Genomic DNA, 25644 nt, shown 5'->3' on the forward strand with positions numbered 1-25644 from the left:
AGGCGGTTTTTTTATTCGGATAGAGGTGGAAAAGATTCTTATCCACTATAGGTGTAACTCAGTCCGTGCCAAAAGCTTAGAAGTTATTTATCCGTACATAAGGAGAAAGCAGTCAATGAATATGGCAGAACTGTCGATAAAGGAAATAAGGGAATGGGTCGAAAAATTGGACGAGGTACCCAAAGATTTTTTACAATTGTTAAAGGATGACAAGCGGGCAGGGGTTCAAGACATCGCTCGTAAAGCTGAGGCGGCAATAGCACGTAGAGAGAAGCTGGCGTCGCAGTGGACAGAAATGACGCAGTACGAGCGTTCATTGCGCGAGAGCGGGCACGTGCATTTGTTTGGGATCGATGAAGTGGGACGAGGTCCTTTGGCAGGGCCAGTAGTCGCAGCGGCCGTTTGTTTGCCAGCAGACTTCTATTTGCCGGGCTTGAATGATTCGAAGAAAGTGCCAGTTGCGACTCGTGAGGCTTTTTACGAGGTCATCATGCGTGATGCGACGGCTGTTGGCATCGGAATAGTAGACGCCGTGCGTATCGACGCTATCAATATTCTGAATGCAACGAAAGAAGCGATGCTCCTCGCTATTCAAAATGCATCAATCTCACCTGATGCGTGTCTGATCGATGCTGTTCAGCTTGCAGGGCTCAGCTGCAAACAGGTCCCGATCATTGGTGGGGATGGCAAAAGTGTATCCATTGCAGCCGCATCGATTGTAGCAAAAGTCACGCGAGACCGCATGATGGTTGAATACGGACGTGAATTTCCTGAGTACGGATTTGAAAAACATGCAGGTTACGGGACAGCAGAGCATTTGTCTGCGATTGAGCGCTTTGGGGCGACTCCGATTCATCGGAAGACGTTTACCGGCGTAAAAGAGCAAGCGTAATGAAGCTGCTGTTTTGGGCCTAGCAGGAGGTGTGAGTACCATGTTTTCTCCATCACAGCTGATTCAATCGCTGGTGCAGCGCGCACCTGCTTCTACGCCCAAACCGGTCGAACTGACGCCAGGGCAAGTGTTTAAAGGAACCTTGATCAAGCAATACCCGGATAATATGGCTCTCGTTCAAATAGGCGGGATGCAAGTGCAGGCAAAGCTGGAGACAAAGCTAGAGCAAGGACAAAAGGCATGGCTCCAAGTCCAGCCATCCTCTGATGTCGTGACCTTGAAGGTATTGGATACGCAACCAGCGGGTGGAGGAAAAGAAGCCTCGCTGGAGGGACTGATCAAATCACTCGGGCTGCCTGAAACAAAGGAAAGCAGAGCGATCGTAACTGCTCTGATGAATGCCAACCTACCCGTCACGAAAGAAACCGTTCAGGCTTTCACGGCAGTCGCTGCTCGTCTTGGAACGAGTGACGCCACAGTGGAGGCATTCATGATGGCAGTAAAGAGAAACCTGCCGCTTACGCCAGATACCGTATCGGGATTAAAAGCATTTCTTTCCGATAAGCCTGTCAGTGTCGGCATACAGAACTTTTTGCTGCAAGCGACAAAGTTTCTGGAGGATGCGACAGCTGCATCCGCAGCGAATGGGGGAAATACCCCGAAAACAGATGGTCAAACGACGCTAGCAGACGCAGGGCTGCGGCAAGTGGTCGCCATGCTCAAAGAAAAAGTGGGAGCTCTGCCTTTAGCCCTCTCCACTCAGACGGAGATAGAGTCACAGAATACGAACCCAGCAAGTTCAACTACTGCCCAAGGGCGCACACAAACAGACGGTCAGATAGCCCAGAGCTCAGTCAAGACACCGATCGCTGCAGCAGGCGCAGACGCTCTCGTCCAGAGTAGCGACAGGAAGAGGGGAGAAGCAGGAGGCATTCAGCTGGCAAGAGAGCAGGGGAATCATCCAAAGGAAGCATCAACGCCTCCACCTGTCCGTCTTGCTCAAGCAGAGGGAGAGAGCCAACCTGGACAGAACCTCAACGTTCCGAAAGCAAGCGGTCAGGCTATTGCCGCAGGGATAGCTGCCAGTTCCGTAGAGAATACTCAGCTCGATTTGACACAACAACCAAAGGGAATGGGAAGCGGATCTGCACAGCCGGCAGTGCCGCTTACAACGCAAGAGGGTAGTCTGACAGCTGTTCACGCTCGGACTCCTGAAGAGGCAGCATCTGCGACGCGCGGCTATGCGGATACTCCAATGCAGCAGCTAACAGGTAAAAATACGGAAGCAGCAGCTGGAAAGAACCCCATTCAGGAATTGTTCCGCCAGATGGGGATGGCCCACGAGCGGGAATTAATGGGTCAGATGTTATCGGGAGCAGCGTCCGATGGCGCGCTTCACAAGCAGCTGGAGTCGGTCAAATCCTTGCTGATGCAAATTACGCAGTCACCCAATCATACCGTGCCTGCTGGATTGCGTGATGCAGCCGATCAGCTGCTGCAGCAAGTCACCGGTCAGCAATTGATGATGCTTCAGCCGACGAATCAAGCCTTATCCCAGATCGTACTGCAAATTCCGATCCGCTCGGCACAAGGCGAAGACACGGCCTATGTGCAGATCGAATCCAAGAAAAAAGACGGTGGGCAGCTCGACGCGGATAATTGCCGGCTCTTTTTCCACCTTGAGCTGAAAGAGATGGGAACGGCGATGATCGATGTAGGCATCGTAAACCGAATCATTAATCTGCAAATCTTTAATAATGCACCTTGGGTCGACAAGCTCGTACAGGGCATGAAGGAAGGCTTTGCCCAGCAACTGCAGGAGGTTGGATTTCAGCTGTCGGCCGTACGTGTGCAGGACATACCAAAGCAAAAAAATAACACCTCGATGACAACGGGAGCAAAGGGCGCGATCCTTTCTGATTACAAAGGAGTGGACCTGCGGATATGAGTCAGTCCCAATCTTCCGATAGCAAGCGGATACAAGCCGTCGCCTTAAAATATCAGGCGGGTACGATGGAAGCTCCAAAGGTCGTGGCAAAAGGGAAGGGATACGTTGCGGAGAACATGCTGAAAACGGCAAAGGAGCACGATATCCCAGTTCAGGAGGATCCATCGCTGGTGGAGGTGCTAGGGAAGCTCGATTTAGATCAGCAGATCCCTCCGGAGCTGTATCAGGTGGTGGCAGAAATCCTGGCATTTGTCTACCGATTGGATAAGGGAGGAGCCGAGAAGCGATGAGTCAGCAGCGGAGGGCTTTGGGGCAAGCAGGGGAACAGGCTGCAGAGATCTTCCTGCGGCAAAAAGGGTACAAAATTCTCGGCCGTAATGTGAGAACCCGGCGAGGGGAGATCGACTTGATCGCGTCCATCGGGGAAACACTTGTTTTCGTGGAAGTGCGCACGAGGAGCAGCGGGCGGCATGGTACTGCAGCCGAATCAGTCACTTGGAGAAAACAGCAGAAGCTAAGAGAGCTGGCCATGGACTACCTGCAAAGCACCGCTGGCTTTGTCCCTGCCTTTCGTTTTGATGTGATTGCCATACAAGGACATGGCATGAGTGGGATCGACATGGATGCAAGTATCGAGCACATTGAGCATGCCTTTTAAAATCGGGCTCAGAAAACCGCCGCGATTGGGGATATGTCTACATCAACCGCCTGTGAATCAGCGTACTATGTACTGTACTCGACGCGATGAAACTCCTCCAAGCATCAACATGAGCTTTCCAGCGTATTAGCTGGGAAGCATTTTTTTGTGAGAAAACAAAGAACCCTGCCTGATCGGACAAGCAGGGTACATGAGAAAAAGGTTAAATTACTTACGAATCTGGTCGTTTAATTCGGTTGCCGTGCCGGCTATGTGATCGAAGGCTGCCCGGAGCTCTTGAATGCTGGCAGCATGGTTTTGTGATTCTGAGCTGACGGATTGAATAGAGACGTTCATTTTTTGAATAGAGCTTTCAATGAATTTCAGCTGCTTTTGAATTTCTTCCGAAGCCTCCTTGCTTTGGGTAGCCATTTTGCGGATCTCGTTCGCCACGATGCTAAACCCACGTCCATGCTCTCCAGCTCGAGCTGCCTCAATCGCCGCATTCAACCCGAGCATGTGGGATTGTGATGCCATATCGTTTACGAAGGATAGGACTTTAAAAATCTTTTCAATTTCCGCAGTCACGAACTGAGATTCACTGGAGACCGTGAGGATTTGTTCATTGACATGGATAGAGGCAGCGGCAACCTGATCGGCTGTTGCCGTCATTTCCTCTACAGTAGCTGCGAGCGAAGAGGAGACGGTGCGGATGTTTTCAATCTTGGTATTGGCAGTCAAAATCGTGAGGCACCCGACGAGCTTTCCATCTTCAAAAATAGGGGTAGCCGAAGAGATATAGGGGACCCCGCAAACCTCTGGTCCCTGCTCCTGCGTCATTTTCTTTCCACTGCGCAGTGCCTTCTCCGTTATGGTGCCCTTGATCTCGCCGATTAAGGTTCCAGGCTTCGTTTCCATCGATAGTGTATTACTTTTTAAAAAGGCTAAGTACTTTTCCGTATCCGTCAAGGCGACACATGCGTCTTCTGCTTGACTCGCCTTGATTTCCTCCAGGCATGCTAGCAATGCTTCTAATTTTGGCGACATGTAGTAAATTCCCCCTGTATATTCTCTCATCTAAAACGGAATCAAAAGATCAATCATGGTGAGTGGATTTCTGTTTTTACTTGAATCGGCAAAAACGAAGAAAAATGTGAGTAGACAAAAGTTATAAAAAAAACAAATGTTTTTCAAAAAAAGTGGCCGAGTGAATGTGACATTTTTCCACATCCTACGTCAAATGATATAGGAAAACATTTAGGAGGTAAATCATGAATCAAATGAAGAGAAAGATTTTTCAAACACTGACGCTAGCTTTGGCTACGACGTGTGCAGTCCATTTCGGGTTACCAACGAGTACATATGCCCAAACAACCGTACAGGCGCAAGCCGAGGGATTAAAAGCGAATGTCAAAGTAGTCAATTTGAAGACAAATAAAACGGCTACAGTGAAGTTGACGTATAATGGGCAAACAGTAGATGCATCTCGCGCTACATGGAGCACGAACAACAGCGCTGTTGCAACTGTCAGCAAAGGTGTTGTAACTGCGAAAGGGACTGGAACAACTTTTTTGAATGTGAAATACAGCGGTCAAACCCTTTCGATTAAAGTAACGGTAACCGCACCGGACGTCCTTAACGCAAATGTGACGAAAATTACGTTGAAAAAAGGGAAAGAACAAACCGCCACATTGAAATACAATGGGAAAAACATTGATTCAAAAAAGGCTACATGGACTACTTCGAATAGCTCCGTTGCCAATGTTTCCAAAGGGGTAATCACAGCCAAAGCAAATGGTACTGCGGTGATTCGAGCTACTTATGCGGGATTGACTGTTGCCATTGACGTTACAGTTGATGGCACTGCTTCTGGAAAACTAGAAGCGACTGAGAGTGAATTGTACCTAGACAAAGGTGAAAAGAAAACGATCAAGCTGCGCTATGATGACGAGAGCCTTTCGGGTTCGAAAGCAACTTGGTCAACTTCCAAGTCTTCCGTAGCTACGGTAGATGATGGTGAAGTAACGGCCAAAGGAAAAGGAACGGCGATCATCACTGCAAAATACAAAGGCTACGAAGTTGAAATTGAAGTAAACGTCGACGGTAGCAGCTCCGGCAAGCTGGAAGCGAAAGACGACGAGATTTCCTTGAAAAAGGGAGAAAAAGAAACGATCAAATTGACGTATGACGGTAAGAATTTATCAGCATCCAGCGCAACCTGGTCGACATCCAAATCTTCTGTTGCTACAGTAAGCAAGGGTGTGATTACCGCCAAAGGAAAAGGAACAGCCGTTATCACAGCAAAGTATAAAGGGTATGAAGTGGAAATCGAAGTAACAGTCAAAGACTCCAATCAGCTGGAAGTTGACAGTACTTCGATCAGCATCAAAAAAGGCAAAAAAGAGACCATCGACCTCTACTACGATGATAAGTTCTTGACAGCGAGCAAAGCGACCTGGAGTACCTCCAATTCTTCGGTTGCTACAGTAAGCAAAGGTGTAGTTACCGGTAAGAAAAAAGGGACTGCAACTATTACAGCAAAATATAAAGATGAATCCGTAAAAATTAAAGTAACGGTGAAATAAATAAAGCCAAACATGAATGCCCACTGACTCCATTTTCCCAAAGTCAGTGGGCATTTTTTATCGTATACGAAAATGTTTATGTTTGGAAATTCAATAAATTGATGGTAATATGTAAAATATGGAAAAAATAGTATATTTCATAGGGAGGATAATATGAATTCATACGTTAAGATTTTCATGGCTCTGGTCCTAGCTTTCGGGCTATCGATTGCGGGTGCAGGTGCTGCAAATGCTTCAGGGGCAACAAACGAGTCGGAACCGACAGGAAGCCCTGCACAGATCAAACCAGAGTATCAAGGATTGCCAAGCACCATGGAAGCAGGAAAGAAATACAAGCTGACAGTAAATACCGAATATGTAGGGGAACTCGAGCTCGAGGGTAGGTTCTCCTTTCTTAACTCAAACGGTGAAAAAGTAGAAAATGTGAAGACGACCTTAAGCCGTACAAAGAAATACTACACGACGACCGGATACTTTACACCAAAAGCAGAAGGTACATACTTGATTCTCTTTGGTTTGAAGCAAAAGAACGCCAAAGGCGAGATCGTGGAAGCATACCTGGCAGAAGGTTTGAAAGTCATCGACAAAAACAAAATAAACTTGACGGTGTCCCCTAACCAGATTACAGCAAAGCTGGGCGAAGAGATCCCTGTCCTGGTGACGTACAACAGCAACGTGACTACCAAACTGGAGTTTAACCAAAAAGTGACGGAACTCGGTTCCAGCAGAAAAAGTGGGATTTACCGCAAAGTATTCCTGTGGAAGCCAGAGAAGAAAGGCGAATACACGCTGAAAGTAAAAGCGAGTCAAACCAGATACGACCGCGTAGAAACAAAAGAGATCAAGATTGTGGTAGAATAATGGCCAGACCCTCTCCTTGTGTCACGATAGGGAGAGGGTCTTTTCATACCCACTCCACGTTGTACATGAGAAAGAAGGTAGTCCTATGGCATTTTATTCGGCTGCGCTGTTCACATTGGTGGCGGATCAGCTGTCCAAATACATCGTACGAGTCACTATGTCTGTTGGAGAAACGATCTATATGGGTCCCATTCAGCTCACCCATTATGAAAATGCAGGAATGGCTTTTAGCCTGTTTCAAGGGTATGCGCGCCTGTTTGCTGTCGCGGCGATCTTGTTTGTCATTGGGGTACTCTACTACCGCAAGCATGAAGCGCCGAAAGGAATCATGATCAATGCCGGATTAGGTTTTCTGGTGGGGGGCGCTGCCGGAAACGGAATCGATCGAATCCTCTTCGGGAAAGTAACCGATTTTTTAGTGTCACGTTCTGGAGATGGGATCCTCAACTTAGCCGATCATGCCATTAACGTGGGTATTCTATTGCTCCTGATTCAAGGCATTTGTACATTTGTGGTTGACAAATGGATGAAGTATGCAAGAAGGAAGAATGCACGGTGATGACCACAGGGGTACGAAAAAACAATGCTGGGCAGCTTAGCACGTCTAAAAACGTCTGTCCCCCATACATTATTGGAAAGGGAGAAAAGCGGGGAGGACGAGTCTATGACGATGAGAAGGGCATTTGGCATGCTGTCAATCGCTGCTGGCGCGATCTGCCTGATTCAAACAAGTGGAAAAATGCCGATCAGTTTCAATATCATCCTGATTGTACTTACGGTAGCCTTGGTAATACTCGGGATGCATTTGTTAGAACGTTGACCAGCGGAGAGCTGGTTTTTCTTTTGACTTGAGTAGGGTATATAGTAAACCCTGACAAATTGACAGGAAAATGAAAGGAGTGTACATTATGTTTAAATGTTTAAACGCTTAAGTTCTTGAAGTTATTTATCAAGCGCTATTCGATGGAGGGGCAACATGTGTTCGAAATCGTTACAAACGTTCCAAAAGTGTATTCCCGTATTTGAAATCTTAAAGGACCCACATAGACAAAAAATGATTGTAAAGCTTTGTGAAAAAGGTGAAATGACAGTAAATGAAATTGCGGAACAGTCAAGTCTCTCTAGACCCGCCGTTTCGCATCATCTTAAATTATTACGTCAGCAAGGCTTGATTCAAGTTCAGCAAAAAGGTACTCAGCGATTTTATTCTCCTTCTTTACAAGATGCCATTCATCTACTAAAAGAGCTGACGAATCATTTAGAAGAAGAGGTAGTAAACAGTCCTTCAAATATGAAGTAAGAGGATGATTAATCCTATGATGCGTAAAGAAATCACACCAGAAAATGTTACACATATTTTAAAAGAGCATGGTCGTTTCTTTCATACCAACCAAACAAGAGACTTGCATTTTCGTTTGCAGCAATTACAAATATTAAAAGAAACAATCAGTAAATACGAATCGAAAATCACGCAAGCCCTTCAAGCGGATCTAGGAAAGCATCCTTTTGAATCCTACACTTCAGAAATTGGATTCGTGCTACATAGTATTACGCATACAATGAAGCGCTTAAAAAAATGGACAAAGCCCAAAAAAGTAAAGACTCCACTAACCTTGTTTCCGTCCAAAAGCATGATTAGGTACGAACCATATGGCACAGTTTTGATTATCGGTCCATTCAATTATCCGTTTCAGCTTCTGATCGAACCGCTTATTGGGGCCATCGCAGCGGGAAACTGCGTAGTTCTCAAACCTTCTGAATTGGTTCCTAATGTCTCAGCTGTCATTACAGAAATGATGGAAATTACTTTTGACAGTTCATATATTCGTTCGGTTGAAGGCGGAATTGAAACGAACACGTCCCTTATTCATGCACCTTTTGATTATATTTTCTTCACAGGTAGTGTTCCGGTGGGGAGAATTGTGATGGAGGCAGCCGCCAAGAATCTTGTGCCCGTTACACTGGAGCTAGGTGGGAAAAGCCCTGTTCTTGTAGAGAAAAGTGCAGATGTAAAAGCCGCTGCAAAACGGATCCTTTGGGGCAAAACGTTAAACTCGGGCCAAACCTGTGTTGCCCCAGATTACCTTATGGTACACGAAGACATTAAAAACGATCTCATTGATGAAATGAAGCAAACCCTTTTCGCCTTCTATGGACAAAAAATGGAAGATAACAAGGACTATGGCCGCATTGTGAGCGATCGTCATTTTACTCGATTAAACGCCATTCTTGAAAAAGAGAAGAACCAAATCATTTTCGGAGGAGCATCGAATCCGAACACTCGTTTTATGGAACCGACGCTGATCGAAGCGACGTGGACATCTCCTTCCATGGAAGACGAGATCTTTGGCCCACTTCTCCCCCTATTAACGTACAGTGACTTAGATGAGGCGATCAAATCTATCAACAAACTATCGAAACCGCTAGCCCTTTATCTGTTTACCTCGGACAAACAAGTGGAAGAAAAAGTGTTAACAGAAATTTCCTCAGGTGGGGTATGCATCAATAATACGGTAACGCATTTGGCAAACCCGGATCTGCCTTTTGGCGGGGTTGGTAACTCTGGTATGGGAGCTTATCATGGGGAGAATAGCTTTATTACTTTTTCACACAAAAAGAGCGTTCTTAAAACCAGTACGAAAATAAATGTACCGCTGCTGTTCCCGCCATACAATGAGAAAAACTTCAAATGGGTTCGCCGCTTTTTGAAATAGAATCACAATAATTATTTGCATCCCCCCACAAACATTTTCTACCCTACCAATAGGGGGGATTGCACGATGTATGCATGCAGCTATTCAGGCACGGTTTTTGGTATCGATGGGATGGTTGTGACGGTAGAGACGGATATCGCAAATGGACTGCCGCAGTTTGATCTGGTCGGTCTGGGCGGTTCAGCAGTGAAGGAAGCCAGGGACCGTGTCCGGGCAGCACTCCGCAATGCTGGCTACGATTACCCGATGCAGCGAATTACCGTCAATCTCGCACCTGCCGACCACCGAAAGGAAGGCTCAGGATTTGATCTTGCTATTGCCTTTGGGATACTGCTTGCGTCGAAACAAATCACAGCCCGTCCCGAGCGCATCCTCATTTTAGGTGAGCTCGCACTGGATGGGACCCTGCGTCCTGTCACAGGGGTTTTACCCATCCTCCTAGAAGCCAAACGCACAGGCTTCACCCACGTTATTCTCCCTGTACAAAATGCCCCAGAGGCGAGGCTCGTTGATCTTGTCGTACTCCCAGCATCCGATCTGACTGCAGCTGTTCATTATTGGAAGCATGATTTACAGCAGGATCAGACGAGCTTCAATGATCTTATGGCTACCACACAACCGCCCTCCAAAAATGACTGCGAGACCCCAGATTTCGCCAATGTATATGGCCAGCAATTCGTCAAACGCGGCCTGGAAATAGCGGCAGCAGGCTTTCACAATGTACTGCTAGTCGGTCCGCCTGGATCCGGAAAAACGCTATTGGCAACGTGCTTGCCTGGCATCATGCCGCAAATGACCATAGATGAATCCTATGAAGTGACAAAAATATATAGCATTGCCGGACAGCTAACCCGGACAAGCGGATTGATTCAGAAGCGACCATTCCGCTCGCCGCACCATACGATTACGGCTACAGCGCTCATTGGAGGGGGCGCCCAAATTCCTCGGCCAGGAGAGTGCAGCTTGGCGCATGGCGGGATTCTCTTTCTCGACGAGATGCCCGAATTTTCCAGGCATGTACTGGAAGTTTTGCGACAGCCGTTAGAAGCGGGCATCGTGACGATCGGGAGAGCAAAGCAAGTATTTACGTTCCCAGCTCGCTTCCTGTTGATTGGTTCGTGCAATCCTTGTCCATGCGGCTTCTATGGCAGTCGTGACCAGCAAGCTTGTACGTGTACGCACCAGCAAATCCAAAAATATCGGTCTAAACTGTCGGGACCTCTATTAGATCGGATCGACTTGCATCTGGAAGTACCCCGAGTACCTGTCCAATACTTGAATAAGCGAACGAGAGAAGAATCGTCCGCTGACATTTTGTATCGAGTGGAGCAAGCACGAGTGATTCAGGGAGAGCGGTACATAAAAAGGCAGGGCACTCCTTTTAACAGTGCGATGAGTGGGAGCGAGCTTCGCAAATTTGCCTCCCTAGATAAAGAAAGCCAGGAGCTGCTGCAGATAGCCTTTGAAACGCTTGGCTTGAGTGCACGAGCCTATGACCGCATTGTGAAAGTCGCCCGAACGATTGCTGATCTGGAGGGCAAAGTACAGATAGAGTCTACACATGTTGCGGAAGCCATTCGTTATCGTGCTCTTGATCGGGGTATCTCATTTTGATCAGAGAGTCTCTAGCTACCCGGAGATTTGGACAATTGTGAATGAAAAGTGGGCACAATCACTGTCATCCCAGGGGCGGCAGTATTTTAACGCAATAGAGGTCATTCCAGGACGCAATGGCTGAAAGGTCAACTGTTGATGGCCGCCTTGCCCGATAAGCCCTGAAGATGCAGGTGGGATAAACTCATTTGAAAGCAAGGTTAAGAAGCGGCCGTCCAAAGGGTTCGACAGCATCCATTGATAACCGGTAGTCGGGTTGGCATCGAGAGTCAGGACAAAGGCATGACCAGCTAATACACGAAGCGTACGGGTAGTGGAGTCTACCACAAGAACTCATCCTTTCTTTTACGATCCGTCTCTTTTATTAGGATATGATTGATCCGCAAATAGGTGAGTGGCCACTAATAGCCATAAACCAATCCACCATACCCTCTTTACAAATTCGTGACGAAAAGGAATTGTCCCGAATTTTTGTAGGTATTTTGAGTGAATTGGAAAGGATTATGAAAAATATTGACGAATAAATAGGAATAAAGACATAAAATGTCGAATAAATCACTGGTTTCTCTGCTCTATATTTCCTAGAGTCGTGATTGGGAAGCAGACATCACGAGCATCGTCAGCTAATTATTATTGTCAAAGCAATGATATGTCTTTCCTTCTTAGATCGCTTCCCGAACTTCCAAAAGAATGAGTTGACCGATTTTGCTCCTCTCAATTGGGAGAAGCTTTTTCTTTGTACTTTCGTAATAGCTTAATTTCAGTAGCGATAAAGGATGAAAGCATAAAGAAAATCAAGGCTCCGTCAGCACGTTATGACGTAGCCTCATTTTCTGATGTTCATCTTTTGCTAGAAATGGGAAAGGGAAAGGAAAACTGATGAAAAGCATTGAGAAGTTATTTAAAGAGAAGGAATACTACCACGCATTTCAACCGATTTGCAGTATTCCAGGGAAAGAGCGAATTGCGTACGAGGCCTTACTGCGAAGCAAAGAAAATGGGAATCCCGAAGTATTGTTTCAATTAGTAAAAGAAACCAATGCCTTGTTAGAGCTGGATACTCGGTCTCTTTATTATGCGATCCTCACTTTCTTTCGATCCTCTGATCGTGAGGGAGGAGAACTATTATTTGTAAATATTTTCCCTTCCACAATCGTTGAAGCTACATTTCCGGCCTTTATTCAAGAGGTCGTGCGTGATTTTGAACCTTACTTAAACCAGATCGTACTTGAAATCAACGAATCGATTATGGAAGGGAAAATATGGAATGAGCCGATCTTCTTGCAAAGAATCATGGATTTGCGAGATATCGGTTTTCTAATCGCTTTGGACGATGTAGGAGAAGGGACGACAACCTTCCGGAAGATTATTGAGATTGCACCGGACTTTATTAAAATGGATCGCTTTTTCTCCCAGAATCTGTCTGTATCCCATGATAAACAAAAAGTAGTAAGGCTGTTTGTGGAATATTGCCGTGATGCGTCCCAGTTGATTCTGGAGGGAGTAGAAGAAGAAGAGGATCTGGCCTGCGCTGCCTCTATAGGGGTAACGATCGGTCAAGGGTATTTATTCGGAAAGCCTGGTGCACTGCTGGGCAAGTAAGCAATACCCGGATGGAATGGAGGAATACATATGATTGGCGAAAGCAATGCGATTACGCGGAAAGCTACCTTGACGCTGAATATATCTGAATTTGAAGTACCCCCGATGCAGGATATGCTCATTGTGGGAAGAAAAGCGCCTATCGGACCGGAAGCTGTAAGGAGAATGGCGGAAGCATTGTCTCCAGAACAGTTCACCCTCATAAAAATGGAGCATCCCAAAATAGAAGCAGTGCTGCTGCGCAGCTCTCTGCTGCAAATGATCGATGAGAAGCTGCTGATGTCGATCATTTTGGAAGAGGCTGAACGCATGATAAGCGAATCGATGGTGCTGCGTTCCGAATTGAAAATAGCGATGTCGGTGAAACGAGAGGTGGATCTGCTATGAATATCTCCGAAATCATGACAACGACAGTCAGCACCATTACCTCTGACAAAAGCGTTTCTTTTGCGGCAGAGAAAATGAATGCGTACAGTACTGATGCTCTTGTTGTTGTGGACCACGGAGAGTTGATGGGAATCGTGACTTCTCGGCAATTGCGTTCTACTCATCCCAATCGCATTGTAGCGGATGCTATGAACGTACTGCCGATCCGCATTTCACCGGAAGATGATGTTTGGGAGACACACGCTCTCTTGCAGGAACACGACGATGAGCTGCTCCTGGTCATGAACGAAGAAGAATTGATTGGGGTCGTAACGAGAGAGGATGTCCAATTAAAGGTAGCTGAATTTATCGATCCGCTGACCGGCTTGTACCGGGCACCGTATATTCAATATATGGGGGAAAAGCTTCTTCGCGAAGGGAAGCCCTTTCATATGCTTTTCATTGACGTGAACGATTTTGGAAAGATCAACAAACGGTATGGCCACCCCTTTGGAGATGATGTCATTCGCATGTTCTCTGCAGCTCTGTCTGAATGGCAGTCCAATGATGACACTTACTTGTGCCGCTATGCCGGAGATGAATTCGTCCTGATCACGACCGCCTCTGACGAGTGGGTAAAAGAATGCATGGAGACCATAGACAAACCTACTCCTATCCATGATGTCATGGTTTCGGCAGCGGTAGGACATCTCAATGGATTTCGAGAGCCCGATTTTTTCGACAAGCCCCTTCGTGAGCACATTGCGCGTGCCAGCTTGCTCTCGACGAAAGCGAAAAGGAAGAGGGAGTCCATGCATCTGTAAGAGAAATCTGAGAATAGCTGCTGCGCTTCGGGCATACACTGTTTGATGACGATAAAGGAGCATTCGATAGAAAAAATGTAACTTCGCTGGGGTTTCTTCGTATAACGAAGAGAAGCAAATGACTGAGTAAACAGGAGGCATTTTACATGATCGTTTCTACAACGAGTACATTACAAGGAAAAGAAATCGAAGCCTATCTGGACATCGTTTCCGGTGAAGTGATTATGGGTGCAAACGTGGTACGTGACTTTTTGGCAGGGATCACGGACATTATCGGGGGAAGAAGCGGGTCGTATGAAAGTAAGCTGGCAGAAGGACGTGAGCTTGCTATTCGTGAGATGAAGGACAAAGCAAAATCGCTCGGTGCGAATGCAGTGATAGGGGTAGACCTCGATTTTGAGACTCTGCGCGAAGGCATGATGATGGTCATTGCTACTGGAACTGCTGTTCGTGTAAAGTAAGCCGGGAAAACCGGCTTTTCTTTTTTTCGTAGACGAAAAAGGACGAAATGAATTGTGTAAAAAGAAAAGTAGTTAGTAGAAAGAGGAGAGGGAAACATGTCGGTAGAACAAACCTTAAGGAACCTGGAAGAGAAGATAAATGCCAATCCCCATGCTGTGAATGGTTTTCACGCAGTGTACCATTTCTTGATAAGCGGAGCGGAAAGCGGCAATTATCAAGTGACATTCGCAGGCAATCAGGCTTCTTATGTCAAAGGAACGCCAGACGAAGCAAAATGTACACTGGAGCTCTCTGACGAAAATTTCATTAAACTGGTGGAAGGAACTCTGAATCCAACGGCTGCATTTATGATGGGCAAAGTAAAAATAAAAGGCGAACTCGGTTACTCTTTAAAGCTGCAAACGATTCTGAATGCATACCAATCGTAGAAAAAACTAGGCAATGAGCAAAGGATTCCTGTAAAATATGACCACCGAACTACGGTTTGCTAAATCAAAAGAACGAGGGAAAATATGCGCCATAATTGTTCATTTGTAGCGGTCGTAACTCACTTAGATGAAGAATTCGTTCAATTTGACTTCTACCAGGAAACGAAGCGAGAACAAGTGGAGCGAGGCTTGCTCAAGCAGGAAGCTAAACTGCCTCGACATTATTTTGACTATCTGCTTCATTCAGGCGTGCTGGAGGTAGAGAGTGATCCGCCCTACTGTTCAACTGACGTAAAGCCTGCTGCAATTGGAATGAACATACGTTCACTAGGAACAACCGTATTATTTGACATGTGTTTCGCTCCGCAAACGTATAAATTGTGGCAGAATACCGACGCGGTTCTGGAAGAACTGTCATTGCCAGCTGATATTTTTGAAGAGTATGTATATCGATTGGGAGCGATCAGCAGATTCCGTTATTTGGGCAGAGTAGATGATCCCGCCGTGGCTACCCAGTTAGGTGAAAATGACATGATTGAATTCAAACGCGACTTTCTGTTGTCAAAAAATGGGATCATAAAGACGATTGTGGCGTTTGCAAATTCAAATAATGGAAACCTGTTTCTCGGTATCACCGATGAAGGGATTATAACAGGGATCAATCATGAGATCGAACAATATGGAGACCCGGATAAGTACCTGCTGGCGATAACGCAATACATCCAGGATAAGACATCACCGTTGCTGTCTCCTTTTCCCAAAATTTCGTTGAAGAAGGTTCAAGACCAGTATGTTGTAGCCATTTTCGTGGAGGTCGCCTCGGAATTAATCTGCGGCTTGGACAAAAACGGCGAGAAATACGTTGTGATCCGCACAAATAACCGTTCCGTTATGGTGAAAGATCCTCATCAGATCGGAGAAATCTACGTAAAAAGAAAGCTTGGCAGTGAAATCAGCCGTCGATTAGGACTTCTGTAGCACGATCTGACAGATGTATACATGAAGGAGGATTGCTGCATGAAATCGTCTATACGTGCCTATTTGCTATCATTCGTGGTGGCATGCACAGTAATGACTGGTTGTGCGCAGGATACCCGCGTAATGGATGCCGACATGAGGGATCGAATTGAAACAGAGCTGGGGACGGTAGAACGAGTAACGGTGATGTCCACCGATGGTCAAGAAGTCATGTTAGACTTGCCTGCTTTTCTGAACGAGCTACAAACACAAGGAAAAGATTTGCAGTTGTCCAATGATCCACTGAAGCAAGAAGAAGTTCTCTTTACCCTAGTTCTGTACCGCAAGCAGCTTGCGCCGTTGGTTGTCACGGTAGGGGAGCGGGCAAGTCAGTTTGGAGAGAGCACGTATCGGGGACCAGGGGCGGTTACTTTTTATGAGTGGGTGCATCGCTTAACTGGAATGGGGCTTTTGAAGCAAGGGAAAAACAACATGGTGCTGAGCGCAGAGGATCTGTCCCAGTCCTTGGCATTGGCAGAGAAAGACACATTGTACATACAAAAGGTACTGAGCGAAGCGGTGCCAGAAAATGAAAAAAACTTGCAGAAGTATCCACTTTATCCAAACTACCGACTGCGCATTGATTCAGATGAACGACCGCTGGATGTTACCGTACTGACACCGACACTCATTTCCATCCCGTTTGGCAGAGACACTCATTTCTACCATGTAGATGGAAAGCTGTTTTCACAGCTGACCGAATATTTAGTCCCAAAAGAAATGGCCAATCAGTCGTTTGATAAGCTGTTTAAAGCAACCGCAGTAAGATTTGAAAAAACGGGTCAAATGGCTGTGGATAATCTGGATCTGGACGTTACGCAGAGCACGGTCGAGCAAGGTTTGGCACAGCAAGCGGTCCGCATGCTCAAGACAGCGGCACCGATAGAAAAGCAGCCGGATCATGTCGGGGCAGAAGAGTATCGTGTCCATTTTAAGGTCAATGGAGAAGAGCATTCGGTGATCTTTTATTCTCTGCATTTTCGAATCGATGACGAGTGGTATTTGCATAATCAATTACAAAAAGCGATTTGGGATTTATTGAAACCTTCGAGAAAATAAGGAACACGACATGAATCCAAACAATTATGGTCACGATAAAGAGAACAATTTGACTACCACTTTTGCAATTTTTGTCGTAGAATAGTTACTGTTGCACTGATAGTGGCGGTTAGGACTGGAACAGAACTTTGTTTATGTATCAGTTATTTAACCAGCCGATCTTTATCTGCCATAGGAGGATGGAGAATGAACATTCATGAGTATCAAGGTAAAGAGATACTTAAGCAGTACGGTGTGAAAGTTCCGGAAGGTCGCGTTGCTTTCACAGTTGAAGAGGCAGTAGAAGCTGCAAAAGAGCTCGGCACACAAGTAGTTGTAGTAAAAGCGCAAATTCACGCAGGTGGCCGCGGTAAAGCGGGCGGCGTGAAAGTAGCAAAAAATCTGGATGAAGCTCGTACATATGCTCAGGAAATTCTTGGCAAAGTACTGGTTACTCACCAAACAGGTCCAGAAGGAAAAGAAGTAAAACGCCTTCTGATCGAACAAGGCTGCGACATCAAGAAAGAATACTACGTGGGTGTAGTTGTAGACCGTGCTACAGGCAGCGTAGTTATGATGGCATCTGAAGAGGGCGGTACGGAGATCGAAGAAGTAGCTGCTCACTCTCCGGAAAAAATCTTCAAAGAAATTATCGATCCAGTTACTGGCTTGAACGCTTTCCAAGCTCGCCGACTGGCTTATGCAATCAATATCCCGAAAGAGCTGATCAACAAAGCGGCGAAGTTCATGATGAGCTTGTACCAAGCATTTGTTGACAAAGACGCTTCTATCGCTGAAATTAACCCACTGGTTGTTACTGGCGACGGTGAAGTAATGGCACTGGATGCGAAACTGAACTTCGACAGCAACGCTCTCTATCGTCACCCTGACATCGTGGCTCTGCGCGATCTGGATGAAGAAGACGAGAAAGAAATCGAAGCTTCCAAATTTGACCTGTCCTACATCGCTCTCGATGGTAACATCGGTTGCATGGTAAACGGTGCTGGTCTGGCGATGGCTACTATGGACATCGTGAAATTCTACGGTGGAGATCCTGCTAACTTCCTCGACGTTGGGGGCGGAGCTACTGAAGAGAAAGTAACCGAAGCGTTCAAAATCATTCTGCGCGACGAAAAAGTTAAAGGGATCTTCGTTAACATTTTCGGCGGTATCATGAAGTGCGACGTTATTGCAAATGGCGTTGTGAACGCAGCGAAACAAATCAAATTGGACAAACCATTGGTTGTTCGCCTTGAAGGTACGAACGTAGACCTTGGTAAGAAAATCCTCAACGAGTCCGGTTTGAACATCGTTGCTGCTGAATCCATGGCAGATGGCGCTGAGAAAATCGTAGCTTTGGTGAAGTAATCTTTTTAGGCAGTTAGATACGTCAAAAAAAGGTGGGAATAATACGCGATGAGTATTCTCGTTAATAAAAATACAAAAGTCATTACACAAGGGATTACGGGTGCAACTGGTCTGTTCCACACTCGCGGAGCCGTTGAGTACGGTACACAAATGGTGGGCGGTGTAACACCTGGTAAAGGTGGCACAGAAGTTGACGGTATTCCAATTTTCAACACAGTAGCAGAAGCAGTAGCTGAAACTGGTGCAAATGCATCCGTTATCTACGTTGCTCCTCCATTTGCGGCCGACGCGATCATGGAAGCGGTAGACGCTGAGCTGGACCTGGTTATCTGCATCACAGAAGGTATCCCAGTTCTGGACATGGTAAAAGTAAAACGCTACATGGAAGGTAAGAAAACCCTCCTCGTAGGTCCAAACTGCCCTGGCGTTATCACACCAGGCGAGTGCAAAATCGGTATCATGCCTGGTTACATCCATACTCCAGGTAAAGTGGGTATCGTTTCCCGCTCCGGTACCTTGACGTATGAAGCAGTACACCAAACTTCTACTCGCGGCATTGGTCAATCCACTGCTGTTGGTATCGGTGGAGACCCTGTAAAAGGGATGGAGTTCATCGATGTACTGAAAATGTTCAACGAAGATCCAGACACAGAAGCCGTTATCATGATTGGTGAAATCGGTGGTACTGCAGAAGAAGAAGCAGCTGAGTGGATCGCTGCGAACATGAAAAAACCAGTAGTAGGCTTCATCGGCGGACAAACTGCACCTCCAGGAAAACGCATGGGCCACGCTGGTGCGATCATTTCCGGTGGTAAAGGTACAGCAGCTGAAAAAATCGCGAAACTCGAAGAATGTGGCGTTCGCGTAGCAAAAACTCCAGCTGTGATCGGTGAAACACTTGTTGAGCTGCTGACTGAAAAAGGCATGCTCGATAAAGTATTGAACAAATAAGCTTGTTGAGACAAAAAGGCGGACAAGTTACGACTTGTCTGTCTTTTTCTTTTTTGAACCGCCTTCTGTCTTTGGATACAATAGCTCTCGAAGCGACTGATCCGTACGTGGGGAGCGTGTTGATGATGGGAGAGATTCAAGAAAGAGATTGGCTGTACGCGTTGTTGCTGGTCACAGGTCTTGGCAGAAGGCGAATACGTGCCCTTTACGATGTTTATGGATCGGTGTCGGAAGCGGTGAAAAACTGGGAGGCGGCCGATGCATTTCTGAAGCTGCCGGCAAAGGTATCACAGGAAGTGCGCGAACATATAAAGGAAGAAAAAGTTTTATTCTTGCTGCAGGCTAGAGAGAAGGGAAATGTCCAATATCTTTGTTTTTTGGATCAAGATTTTCCGGAGCAATTACGGCACATCCCTGATTCCCCTCTTGCTCTTTTCTGCAAAGGAGACACCTCTTTGCTGCATCAGCCGTCGATTGGTGTTGTCGGATCGCGTAGACCGACTCCCTATGGAAAAGCATGCTGTTCGACTCTGGTAAAGGAGCTGTCAGAGCAAGGCTTAGTGATTGTGTCAGGGCTTGCGTATGGCATTGATGGAGAAGCGCATTTGACAACGCTTCAGTCTGCTGGGAAAACGGTAGGTGTTCTTGGGTGTGGAATCGATCAGATTTATCCGTCCAGACACCGCGAATTATACAGGAAGATTGAGTCTTTCGGCCTGTTGATTTCTGAATATCCACCGGGAACGCCACCTTTACCAGGTCTTTTTCCAGAGAGGAATCGTATCATCAGCGGACTGTGTCTGGGGATATTAGTGGTAGAGGGTGCCGAAAAAAGTGGCTCGCTGGTAACGGCTGACTGTGCGCTCGAGCAGGGAAGGGATGTTTTTGCGGTTCCTGGATCAATTTTTTCATTAGTAAGCGCCGGACCGCATAACTTGATCAAACAAGGAGCAAAGCTAGTAACATCAAGTGCAGATGTGCTGGAGGAATGGAGTCATATTTTTTCGCCATTACAGTCAACAAACAGGCAGCAGGAGGGAGCAGTCCCGCTTCTCGACGAGCATGAAAAGGCGGTCCTGCGCATCTTGTCGTATGAAGGGACTCATGTGGACGAATTGATTTCTCAGCTCACGCCCGAAGCAAAACAAAAAGTTCATCGAAGTCTTCTGCAATTGGAAACAAAAGGAAAGATTGTCAGCCTTCCAGGAGGGTTTTTCGCGAGGCGATAAAGTGATTTCTTGTTTCCTCCTTCTCCCCTATGCCTTGCAAGTGTTTGACAAATCGGATAAGCATATTTAATAATAGGGAAGATTCCTTACTAAAAGGGGAGGAAAAAAATGGCTGACACGCTCGTAATCGTAGAATCCCCTGCGAAAGCGAAAACCATTGGAAAATATCTGGGTAGCAAATATATCGTAAAAGCTTCTATGGGCCATGTACGCGACCTCCCAAAGAGTCAAACGGGTGTCGACGTTTCAAATGGCTTTGAACCCAAATACATAACCATTCGCGGTAAAGGCGACGTATTGAAGGCTCTGAAGGATGCTGCCAAAAAAGTAAAGAAAGTTTATCTGGCGGCTGACCCGGATCGCGAAGGGGAAGCAATTGCGTGGCATCTGGCACAATACTTGGGACTGGATTTGACCCAGCCGCTCCGTGTTGTATTTAATGAAATTACGAAGGATGCCATCAAGGAAGCTTTCAAACACCCTCGTCACATCAATATGGATTTGGTGAACGCCCAGCAGGCACGCCGCATTTTGGACAGATTGGTCGGTTATAATATCAGTCCGATTTTGTGGAAAAAAGTACGCAAAGGCCTGAGTGCAGGTCGTGTACAATCCGTAACCGTAAAACTAGTCATGGACCGGGAACGGGAGATTCAACAGTTTATACCGGAAGAGTATTGGACCATTGCAAGTAAGCTAATTAGCAATGGCAAAGAGTTTGAAGCCAAATTTTATGGCTATGGTGATGAAAAGGTTGAGCTGCACACAGAAGCTGATGTACAGGAAGTTTACAAGCGGATGGCTGATCAGCCGTATGTCGTTCAAAAGGTAACGAAACGGGAGCGCAAACGCAATCCAGCACCTCCGTTCATCACAAGTTCCCTGCAGCAGGAAGCAGCACGAAAGCTCAATTTCCGCACAGCAAAGACCATGCGGATTGCGCAAGAGCTATATGAAGGAATTGACGTGGGCAACAAAGAAGGCGCTGTCGGTTTGATTACTTACATGCGTACGGACTCCACACGGATCTCTGTAACAGCTCAAGAGGAAGCAAAAGAATACATACTGGAAAAGTTCGGTGCCGAGTACGTTTTGGCAGAACAGCGCACACAAGCCAAGAACGAGAACGCTCAGGATGCCCATGAAGCGATCCGTCCAACAGCCGTTATGCGGACGCCTGACGAGATCAAAGAGTTTTTATCGCGTGATCAGCTTCGCCTCTACAGGCTGATCTGGGAGCGTTTCCTCGCGAGTCAGATGTCTTCTGCTGTTTTGGATACGATGAGTGTGGATATTGCTGCAGGCGATGTGACTTTCCGTGCGACTGGCTCCAAAGTGAAGTTTCCTGGCTTTATGAAGGTATATATTGAAGGAAACGATGACGGTACAGAAGAAGAAAGCTTCCTGCCTCCGATTGAAGAAGGACAAACGCTCGTGCAAAAAGAGATCGAACCTAGCCAGCACTTTACGCAGCCGCCTCCGCGTTACTCGGAAGCACGTCTGGTAAAGACGCTCGAGGAGAGAGGGATCGGTCGTCCATCTACATACGCCCCGACACTGGAAACGGTTCAAAAGCGCGGCTATGTCGCCCTCGAGGAAAAACGCTTCATTCCTACCGAATTGGGAGAAATCGTCATCACGCTGATGGAAGAGTTCTTCCCGGAGATTCTCGATGTGGAGTTTACCGCTCATATGGAGAACGGTTTGGATAGTATCGAAGAAGGCATCGCCAATTGGGTGGAGGTACTGGATGCGTTCTACGGAGACTTCGCCAAACGTGTATCCTTTGCCGAAGAGGAAATGAAGGAAGTCGAATTAAAAGATGAAGAATCCGATGAAACATGTGAGCTTTGCGGTCGCGTCATGGTTTACAAGCTAGGACGCTTCGGTAAGTTTCTGGCTTGCTCGGGCTTCCCGGATTGCCGCAATACGAAGCCGATCGTAAAAGAAATCGGAGTAAAATGCCCGCAATGTGAAACCGGAGAGATCATCGAACGTAAATCTAAGAAGAGCCGCATTTTTTACGGCTGCAATCAATACCCGGAATGCGATTTTGTCTCATGGGACAAACCGATCTCGCGTCCTTGCCCGAAATGTGCAAGCATGCTGGTTGAAAAGAAACGCAAAAAGCAGGGTGTGAGCGTCGCTTGCACCAAATGCGATTATCAAGAAGAAGCTGATTCCTAAAGAGATATGTAAGCTTGGAGGATTATCATCATGACACAACCGACTATCACCGTCGTGGGTGCAGGCCTAGCAGGAAGTGAGGCTGCTTGGCAGATCGCCCAGGCTGGTGTGCCAGTGAAACTATATGAAATGAGACCGAAGACGCAAACGCCAGCTCACCATACTGACAAGTTTGCTGAGCTGGTTTGCAGCAACTCTCTACGGGCGAACTCGCTCACGAATGCAGTAGGTGTATTAAAGGAAGAAATGCGTCGTCTCGGCTCTGTCATCATTAGTGCGGCCGATCGCTGCGCGGTGCCAGCTGGTGGAGCGCTTGCCGTGGACCGACATGAGTTTGCTGAGTACGTAACGGACGCTGTTCGCAACCACCCACTCGTAGAGGTTATTTCGGAAGAGATCACTGAAATTCCAGAAGGGGTGGTCGTGATTGCGACTGGCCCATTGACTTCACCAGCTCTGTCCGAGCAGCTCAGAGGGCTGACAGGAGAAGATTATCTCTACTTTTACGATGCGGCAGCGCCTATTTTAGAAAAAGACTCCATCGATATGGAGAAGGTCTTTGTCGCTTCCCGTTACGACAAAGGCGAGGCTGCCTACCTGAATTGTCCGATGTCCGAGGAAGAGTTTAATCGATTCTACGACGAATTGATTGCAGCCGAGGCCGTACCGCTGAAAGAATTCGAGAAAGAAGTCTTCTTTGAAGGCTGCATGCCGATTGAAGTAATGGCAAAGCGCGGACGTCAAACGATGTTGTTTGGCCCGTTAAAGCCTGTAGGACTGACTGATCCGCGAACAGGCAAAAAGCCCTATGCGGTTGTGCAGCTTCGCCAGGACAATGGGGCTGCAACCTTGTATAACATCGTAGGCTTTCAGACACATTTGAAATGGCCGGAACAAAAACGAGTATTTTCCATGATTCCTGGTCTCGAAAACTGCGAGATTGTACGCTACGGTGTTATGCATCGAAATACTTTTATTAACTCGCCTAAACTGCTGAAACCAACGTATCAATATAAAGAGCGCGATACCTTGTTCTTTGCTGGCCAAATGACGGGAGTGGAAGGATATGTCGAATCGGCAGCTTCCGGACTGCTCGCGGGGCTTAATGCAGCTCGTCTGGTAAAAGGCGAAGAACTGATTGTCCTTCCACCTGAGACAGTAATGGGAAGTATGGCACGGTACATCACAACCGCAGATTCGAAGCATTTTCAGCCAATGAATGCGAATTTCGGACTGGTTCCGGAGTTACCTGAAAGGATTCGAAATAAGCGAGAAAAGAACGAAAAGCTTGCTGAGCGGGCGCTAGATACAATTCAGAATTTTACACAAGAACGACACAATTAAAGTTGTAATCCGAATTTCGACTGTGGTACTATATAGATGCTTTGAGGAGGGTGCATCCCACATGGACATTTCGCAACAAAACTCTGCGGACATTGCGATGTTTACCCGATATTTGCAAGTTGAAAAGAACGCCTCTCCTCACACGGTGAAGCAGTATGTGGCAGATATCTGCGAATTTGTCGCTTTTATGGAACAGCACCAAATCACCGTATTTGCTGCTGTTTCTTATTTGCACGGACGCTCCTTTCTCGCGCATCTAGCGAAAAGAGGTCTCTCCAGGCGAAGCATGGCTCGTAAGCTGTCAAGCTTGCGAAGCTTGTATCGTTTTTTGCTGCGTGAAGGTCAACTAGAACAGAATCCATTCCAACTCGTTTCGACTCCGAAAATGGAGAAAAAACTTCCTACTTTTATGTATCCACAAGAAGTTCAAACTTTCTTTGATCTACCTGACATGACGACTCCTCTAGGAATGAGAGATCGACTGATTTTTGAACTGCTGTACGCAAGCGGCATTCGAGTAACGGAGCTGGTTACGCTGTCTCTTGAGGCGATTAATCCGAGCATCGGTGTCGCGCTCGTTTTTGGAAAAGGGGCAAAAGAGCGTTATGTGCCAGTAGGGAGTTATGCGTGCGACGTTCTTCGGCAATACCTAGATGAGGGCAGGCCGAAATTGCTAGCTGGTCAAAATGAGCATGGATATCTTCTAGTCAACTACCGTGGTGAGCCGTTATCGGATCGTAGCGTTCGCCGCGTGATAGACAAATACGTTGAGACGTACGCTCTCCATCTACGTGTGTCCCCACATACGTTTCGTCATACATTTGCTACCCATATGCTGAATGGCGGTGCGGATCTTCGTACCGTTCAGGAATTGCTGGGGCATGTGAACGTTTCGACGACGCAAGTGTACACGCATGTAACCAAGGAGAGACTTCGCCATGTATATGACACCGCACATCCGCGTGCCAATACGCGGGATACCGGTTCCGCCAATCGTACCTAAAACGGGAGGAATCTGACATGGGACAGTTTCATGCCACTACGATTTTTGCCATACAACATAATGGATCCGTAGCGATGGCCGGAGATGGTCAAGTCACCTTTGGCAATAGCATGGTCATGAAGAACGGTGCAAAAAAAGTGAGACGGCTCTACCACGGAGAAGTCTTGGCTGGCTTCGCTGGGTCCGTCGCAGACGCCATTACATTATTCGAGAAATTTGAAGGCAAGCTGGAGGAGTATCACGGCAATCTTCAGAGAGCTGCCGTCGAAATGGCAAAAGAATGGCGAATGGACAAAGTCCTACAACGCCTTGAAGCAATGATGATTGTTCTTAACAAAGACAGCTTGCTGCTGATCTCTGGTAACGGTGAGATTATTGAACCGGATGATGGCATCTTGGCAATCGGCTCTGGAGGCAGCTTTGCACTGGCTGCTGGACGGGCACTGAAAAAGTATGCCCCTCATCTGAGTGCTCGAGAAATAGCAGAAGCATCTCTTCTTACGGCTGCGGAAATATGCGTATTCACAAATACCAACCTAGTTGTCGATGAAATGAATTGAACATAAGGGAGGAC

The 25644-nt window shown here is 46.8% G+C and carries 27 protein-coding genes; 25 read left to right on the forward strand and 2 right to left on the reverse strand.

Annotated features, from left to right (window positions below; genetic code table 11):
- Positions 1–115 precede the first annotated feature (115 nt).
- Genes EDM59_RS02785 through EDM59_RS02800 form a run of 4 tightly spaced genes read left to right on the forward strand, consistent with a single transcriptional unit; the run spans position 116 to position 3498 of the window.
- Complete coding sequence (locus EDM59_RS02785; protein WP_122922241.1) at positions 116–892, forward strand: ribonuclease HII; 777 nt, start codon at positions 116–118, stop codon at positions 890–892.
- A gap of 40 nt (positions 893–932) precedes the next feature.
- Complete coding sequence (locus EDM59_RS02790; protein WP_122922242.1) at positions 933–2840, forward strand: hypothetical protein; 1908 nt, start codon at positions 933–935, stop codon at positions 2838–2840.
- A complete protein-coding gene (locus EDM59_RS02795) occupies positions 2837–3130 on the forward strand; it encodes an EscU/YscU/HrcU family type III secretion system export apparatus switch protein (RefSeq protein WP_122922243.1) in 294 nt (97 codons plus the stop codon). The genes EDM59_RS02790 and EDM59_RS02795 overlap by 4 nt, the downstream gene beginning before the upstream one ends.
- Positions 3127–3498 (forward strand): YraN family protein, encoded by a 372-nt coding sequence (locus tag EDM59_RS02800; RefSeq protein ID WP_122922244.1) that lies wholly within the window; start codon positions 3127–3129, stop codon positions 3496–3498. The genes EDM59_RS02795 and EDM59_RS02800 overlap by 4 nt, the downstream gene beginning before the upstream one ends.
- A 207-nt stretch (positions 3499–3705) precedes the next feature.
- Here the strand turns inward: EDM59_RS02800 and EDM59_RS02805 are convergent, their stop codons facing one another.
- Positions 3706–4524 carry a methyl-accepting chemotaxis protein gene (locus EDM59_RS02805; RefSeq protein WP_183192785.1) on the reverse strand — a complete coding sequence of 273 codons (819 nt, stop codon included), beginning with the start codon at positions 4522–4524 and terminating at the stop codon, positions 3706–3708.
- A 224-nt stretch (positions 4525–4748) separates the two neighbouring features.
- On the opposite strand from EDM59_RS02805, the gene EDM59_RS02810 reads away from it, so the two are divergent.
- From EDM59_RS02810 to EDM59_RS02835, 7 genes are all read left to right on the forward strand, one after another.
- Entirely contained in the window at positions 4749–6062 is a 1314-nt protein-coding gene (locus EDM59_RS02810; RefSeq protein WP_122922246.1) for an Ig-like domain-containing protein, read from the forward strand.
- A 153-nt stretch (positions 6063–6215) separates the two neighbouring features.
- Complete coding sequence (locus tag EDM59_RS02815; RefSeq protein ID WP_122922247.1) at positions 6216–6923, forward strand: hypothetical protein; 708 nt, start codon at positions 6216–6218, stop codon at positions 6921–6923.
- Between the two features lie 85 nt (positions 6924–7008).
- A complete protein-coding gene (gene lspA / locus EDM59_RS02820) occupies positions 7009–7482 on the forward strand; it encodes a signal peptidase II (protein WP_122922248.1) in 474 nt (157 codons plus the stop codon).
- Positions 7483–7587: 105 nt separating this feature from the next.
- Complete coding sequence (locus EDM59_RS30920; RefSeq protein WP_175530479.1) at positions 7588–7743, forward strand: hypothetical protein; 156 nt, start codon at positions 7588–7590, stop codon at positions 7741–7743.
- Between the two features lie 156 nt (positions 7744–7899).
- Positions 7900–8223 (forward strand): ArsR/SmtB family transcription factor, encoded by a 324-nt coding sequence (locus tag EDM59_RS02825; RefSeq protein WP_122922249.1) that lies wholly within the window; start codon positions 7900–7902, stop codon positions 8221–8223.
- Positions 8224–8239: 16 nt separating this feature from the next.
- Complete coding sequence (locus EDM59_RS02830; protein WP_122922250.1) at positions 8240–9637, forward strand: aldehyde dehydrogenase; 1398 nt, start codon at positions 8240–8242, stop codon at positions 9635–9637.
- 66 nt (positions 9638–9703) lie between these two features.
- Complete coding sequence (locus tag EDM59_RS02835) at positions 9704–11251, forward strand: YifB family Mg chelatase-like AAA ATPase (protein WP_122922251.1); 1548 nt, start codon at positions 9704–9706, stop codon at positions 11249–11251.
- Positions 11252–11266: 15 nt separating this feature from the next.
- Here the strand turns inward: EDM59_RS02835 and EDM59_RS02840 are convergent, their stop codons facing one another.
- Complete coding sequence (locus EDM59_RS02840) at positions 11267–11578, reverse strand: protease inhibitor I42 family protein (RefSeq protein ID WP_122922252.1); 312 nt, start codon at positions 11576–11578, stop codon at positions 11267–11269.
- Between the two features lie 552 nt (positions 11579–12130).
- On the opposite strand from EDM59_RS02840, the gene EDM59_RS02845 reads away from it, so the two are divergent.
- The 14 genes from EDM59_RS02845 to hslV all read left to right on the forward strand — a co-directional run bounded on the left by EDM59_RS02845 (position 12131) and on the right by hslV (position 25630).
- Entirely contained in the window at positions 12131–12853 is a 723-nt protein-coding gene (locus EDM59_RS02845) for an EAL domain-containing protein (RefSeq protein WP_122922253.1), read from the forward strand.
- A 30-nt stretch (positions 12854–12883) separates the two neighbouring features.
- Positions 12884–13240, forward strand: coding sequence for a hypothetical protein (locus EDM59_RS02850; protein ID WP_122922254.1), 357 nt, complete (start codon positions 12884–12886; stop codon positions 13238–13240).
- Positions 13237–14043 carry a diguanylate cyclase domain-containing protein gene (locus EDM59_RS02855; RefSeq protein ID WP_122922255.1) on the forward strand — a complete coding sequence of 269 codons (807 nt, stop codon included), beginning with the start codon at positions 13237–13239 and terminating at the stop codon, positions 14041–14043. Before EDM59_RS02850 ends, EDM59_RS02855 begins: the two co-directional genes overlap by 4 nt.
- 146 nt (positions 14044–14189) lie before the next feature.
- Positions 14190–14504 (forward strand): YbjQ family protein, encoded by a 315-nt coding sequence (locus tag EDM59_RS02860; protein WP_092266641.1) that lies wholly within the window; start codon positions 14190–14192, stop codon positions 14502–14504.
- Positions 14505–14600: 96 nt separating this feature from the next.
- Positions 14601–14933 carry an SCP2 sterol-binding domain-containing protein gene (locus tag EDM59_RS02865; RefSeq protein WP_122922256.1) on the forward strand — a complete coding sequence of 111 codons (333 nt, stop codon included), beginning with the start codon at positions 14601–14603 and terminating at the stop codon, positions 14931–14933.
- Positions 14934–15017: 84 nt separating this feature from the next.
- Positions 15018–15911, forward strand: a complete 894-nt coding sequence (locus EDM59_RS02870) for an AlbA family DNA-binding domain-containing protein (protein WP_122922257.1) — start codon at positions 15018–15020, stop codon at positions 15909–15911.
- Positions 15912–15950: 39 nt separating this feature from the next.
- Positions 15951–17009 (forward strand): hypothetical protein, encoded by a 1059-nt coding sequence (locus tag EDM59_RS02875; protein ID WP_122922258.1) that lies wholly within the window; start codon positions 15951–15953, stop codon positions 17007–17009.
- Positions 17010–17195: 186 nt separating this feature from the next.
- Positions 17196–18356, forward strand: coding sequence for an ADP-forming succinate--CoA ligase subunit beta (gene sucC, locus EDM59_RS02880; protein WP_092266645.1), 1161 nt, complete (start codon positions 17196–17198; stop codon positions 18354–18356).
- 48 nt (positions 18357–18404) lie between these two features.
- On the forward strand, positions 18405–19307 hold the full coding sequence (gene sucD / locus EDM59_RS02885; protein ID WP_122922259.1) for a succinate--CoA ligase subunit alpha: 903 nt from the start codon (positions 18405–18407) through the stop codon (positions 19305–19307).
- Between the two features lie 122 nt (positions 19308–19429).
- Positions 19430–20536, forward strand: a complete 1107-nt coding sequence (gene dprA, locus EDM59_RS02890; protein WP_246010878.1) for a DNA-processing protein DprA — start codon at positions 19430–19432, stop codon at positions 20534–20536.
- 108 nt (positions 20537–20644) lie between these two features.
- Positions 20645–22723: a type I DNA topoisomerase gene (gene topA / locus EDM59_RS02895; protein ID WP_122922260.1), complete on the forward strand. Its 2079-nt coding sequence runs from the start codon at positions 20645–20647 to the stop codon at positions 22721–22723.
- Positions 22724–22753: 30 nt separating this feature from the next.
- Positions 22754–24067 carry an FADH(2)-oxidizing methylenetetrahydrofolate--tRNA-(uracil(54)-C(5))-methyltransferase TrmFO gene (trmFO, locus tag EDM59_RS02900; RefSeq protein WP_092266648.1) on the forward strand — a complete coding sequence of 438 codons (1314 nt, stop codon included), beginning with the start codon at positions 22754–22756 and terminating at the stop codon, positions 24065–24067.
- Between the two features lie 61 nt (positions 24068–24128).
- A complete protein-coding gene (gene xerC / locus EDM59_RS02905) occupies positions 24129–25070 on the forward strand; it encodes a tyrosine recombinase XerC (RefSeq protein WP_092266649.1) in 942 nt (313 codons plus the stop codon).
- 17 nt (positions 25071–25087) lie between these two features.
- The gene (gene hslV / locus EDM59_RS02910; protein WP_122922261.1) at positions 25088–25630 is read left to right on the forward strand and encodes an ATP-dependent protease subunit HslV; all 543 of its coding nucleotides are present in this window, start codon (positions 25088–25090) and stop codon (positions 25628–25630) included.
- Positions 25631–25644 lie beyond the last annotated feature (14 nt).

The organism is Brevibacillus nitrificans (assembly GCF_003710965.1).
In the GTDB taxonomy this organism is placed as follows: domain Bacteria; phylum Bacillota; class Bacilli; order Brevibacillales; family Brevibacillaceae; genus Brevibacillus; species Brevibacillus centrosporus.

Coding starts and splice junctions, on each gene's coding strand:
- EDM59_RS02785 (WP_122922241.1), top strand. CDS start 116: ATGAATATGGCAGAACTGTCGATAAAGGAAATAAGGGAATGGGTCGAA.
- EDM59_RS02790 (WP_122922242.1), top strand. CDS start 933: ATGTTTTCTCCATCACAGCTGATTCAATCGCTGGTGCAGCGCGCACCT.
- EDM59_RS02795 (WP_122922243.1), top strand. CDS start 2,837: ATGAGTCAGTCCCAATCTTCCGATAGCAAGCGGATACAAGCCGTCGCC.
- EDM59_RS02800 (WP_122922244.1), top strand. CDS start 3,127: ATGAGTCAGCAGCGGAGGGCTTTGGGGCAAGCAGGGGAACAGGCTGCA.
- EDM59_RS02805 (WP_183192785.1), bottom strand. CDS start 4,524: ATGTCGCCAAAATTAGAAGCATTGCTAGCATGCCTGGAGGAAATCAAG.
- EDM59_RS02810 (WP_122922246.1), top strand. CDS start 4,749: ATGAATCAAATGAAGAGAAAGATTTTTCAAACACTGACGCTAGCTTTG.
- EDM59_RS02815 (WP_122922247.1), top strand. CDS start 6,216: ATGAATTCATACGTTAAGATTTTCATGGCTCTGGTCCTAGCTTTCGGG.
- lspA (WP_122922248.1), top strand. CDS start 7,009: ATGGCATTTTATTCGGCTGCGCTGTTCACATTGGTGGCGGATCAGCTG.
- EDM59_RS30920 (WP_175530479.1), top strand. CDS start 7,588: ATGACGATGAGAAGGGCATTTGGCATGCTGTCAATCGCTGCTGGCGCG.
- EDM59_RS02825 (WP_122922249.1), top strand. CDS start 7,900: ATGTGTTCGAAATCGTTACAAACGTTCCAAAAGTGTATTCCCGTATTT.
- EDM59_RS02830 (WP_122922250.1), top strand. CDS start 8,240: ATGATGCGTAAAGAAATCACACCAGAAAATGTTACACATATTTTAAAA.
- EDM59_RS02835 (WP_122922251.1), top strand. CDS start 9,704: ATGTATGCATGCAGCTATTCAGGCACGGTTTTTGGTATCGATGGGATG.
- EDM59_RS02845 (WP_122922253.1), top strand. CDS start 12,131: ATGAAAAGCATTGAGAAGTTATTTAAAGAGAAGGAATACTACCACGCA.
- EDM59_RS02850 (WP_122922254.1), top strand. CDS start 12,884: ATGATTGGCGAAAGCAATGCGATTACGCGGAAAGCTACCTTGACGCTG.
- EDM59_RS02855 (WP_122922255.1), top strand. CDS start 13,237: ATGAATATCTCCGAAATCATGACAACGACAGTCAGCACCATTACCTCT.
- EDM59_RS02860 (WP_092266641.1), top strand. CDS start 14,190: ATGATCGTTTCTACAACGAGTACATTACAAGGAAAAGAAATCGAAGCC.
- EDM59_RS02865 (WP_122922256.1), top strand. CDS start 14,601: ATGTCGGTAGAACAAACCTTAAGGAACCTGGAAGAGAAGATAAATGCC.
- EDM59_RS02870 (WP_122922257.1), top strand. CDS start 15,018: ATGCGCCATAATTGTTCATTTGTAGCGGTCGTAACTCACTTAGATGAA.
- EDM59_RS02875 (WP_122922258.1), top strand. CDS start 15,951: ATGAAATCGTCTATACGTGCCTATTTGCTATCATTCGTGGTGGCATGC.
- sucC (WP_092266645.1), top strand. CDS start 17,196: ATGAACATTCATGAGTATCAAGGTAAAGAGATACTTAAGCAGTACGGT.
- sucD (WP_122922259.1), top strand. CDS start 18,405: ATGAGTATTCTCGTTAATAAAAATACAAAAGTCATTACACAAGGGATT.
- dprA (WP_246010878.1), top strand. CDS start 19,430: ATGATGGGAGAGATTCAAGAAAGAGATTGGCTGTACGCGTTGTTGCTG.
- topA (WP_122922260.1), top strand. CDS start 20,645: ATGGCTGACACGCTCGTAATCGTAGAATCCCCTGCGAAAGCGAAAACC.
- trmFO (WP_092266648.1), top strand. CDS start 22,754: ATGACACAACCGACTATCACCGTCGTGGGTGCAGGCCTAGCAGGAAGT.
- xerC (WP_092266649.1), top strand. CDS start 24,129: ATGGACATTTCGCAACAAAACTCTGCGGACATTGCGATGTTTACCCGA.
- hslV (WP_122922261.1), top strand. CDS start 25,088: ATGGGACAGTTTCATGCCACTACGATTTTTGCCATACAACATAATGGA.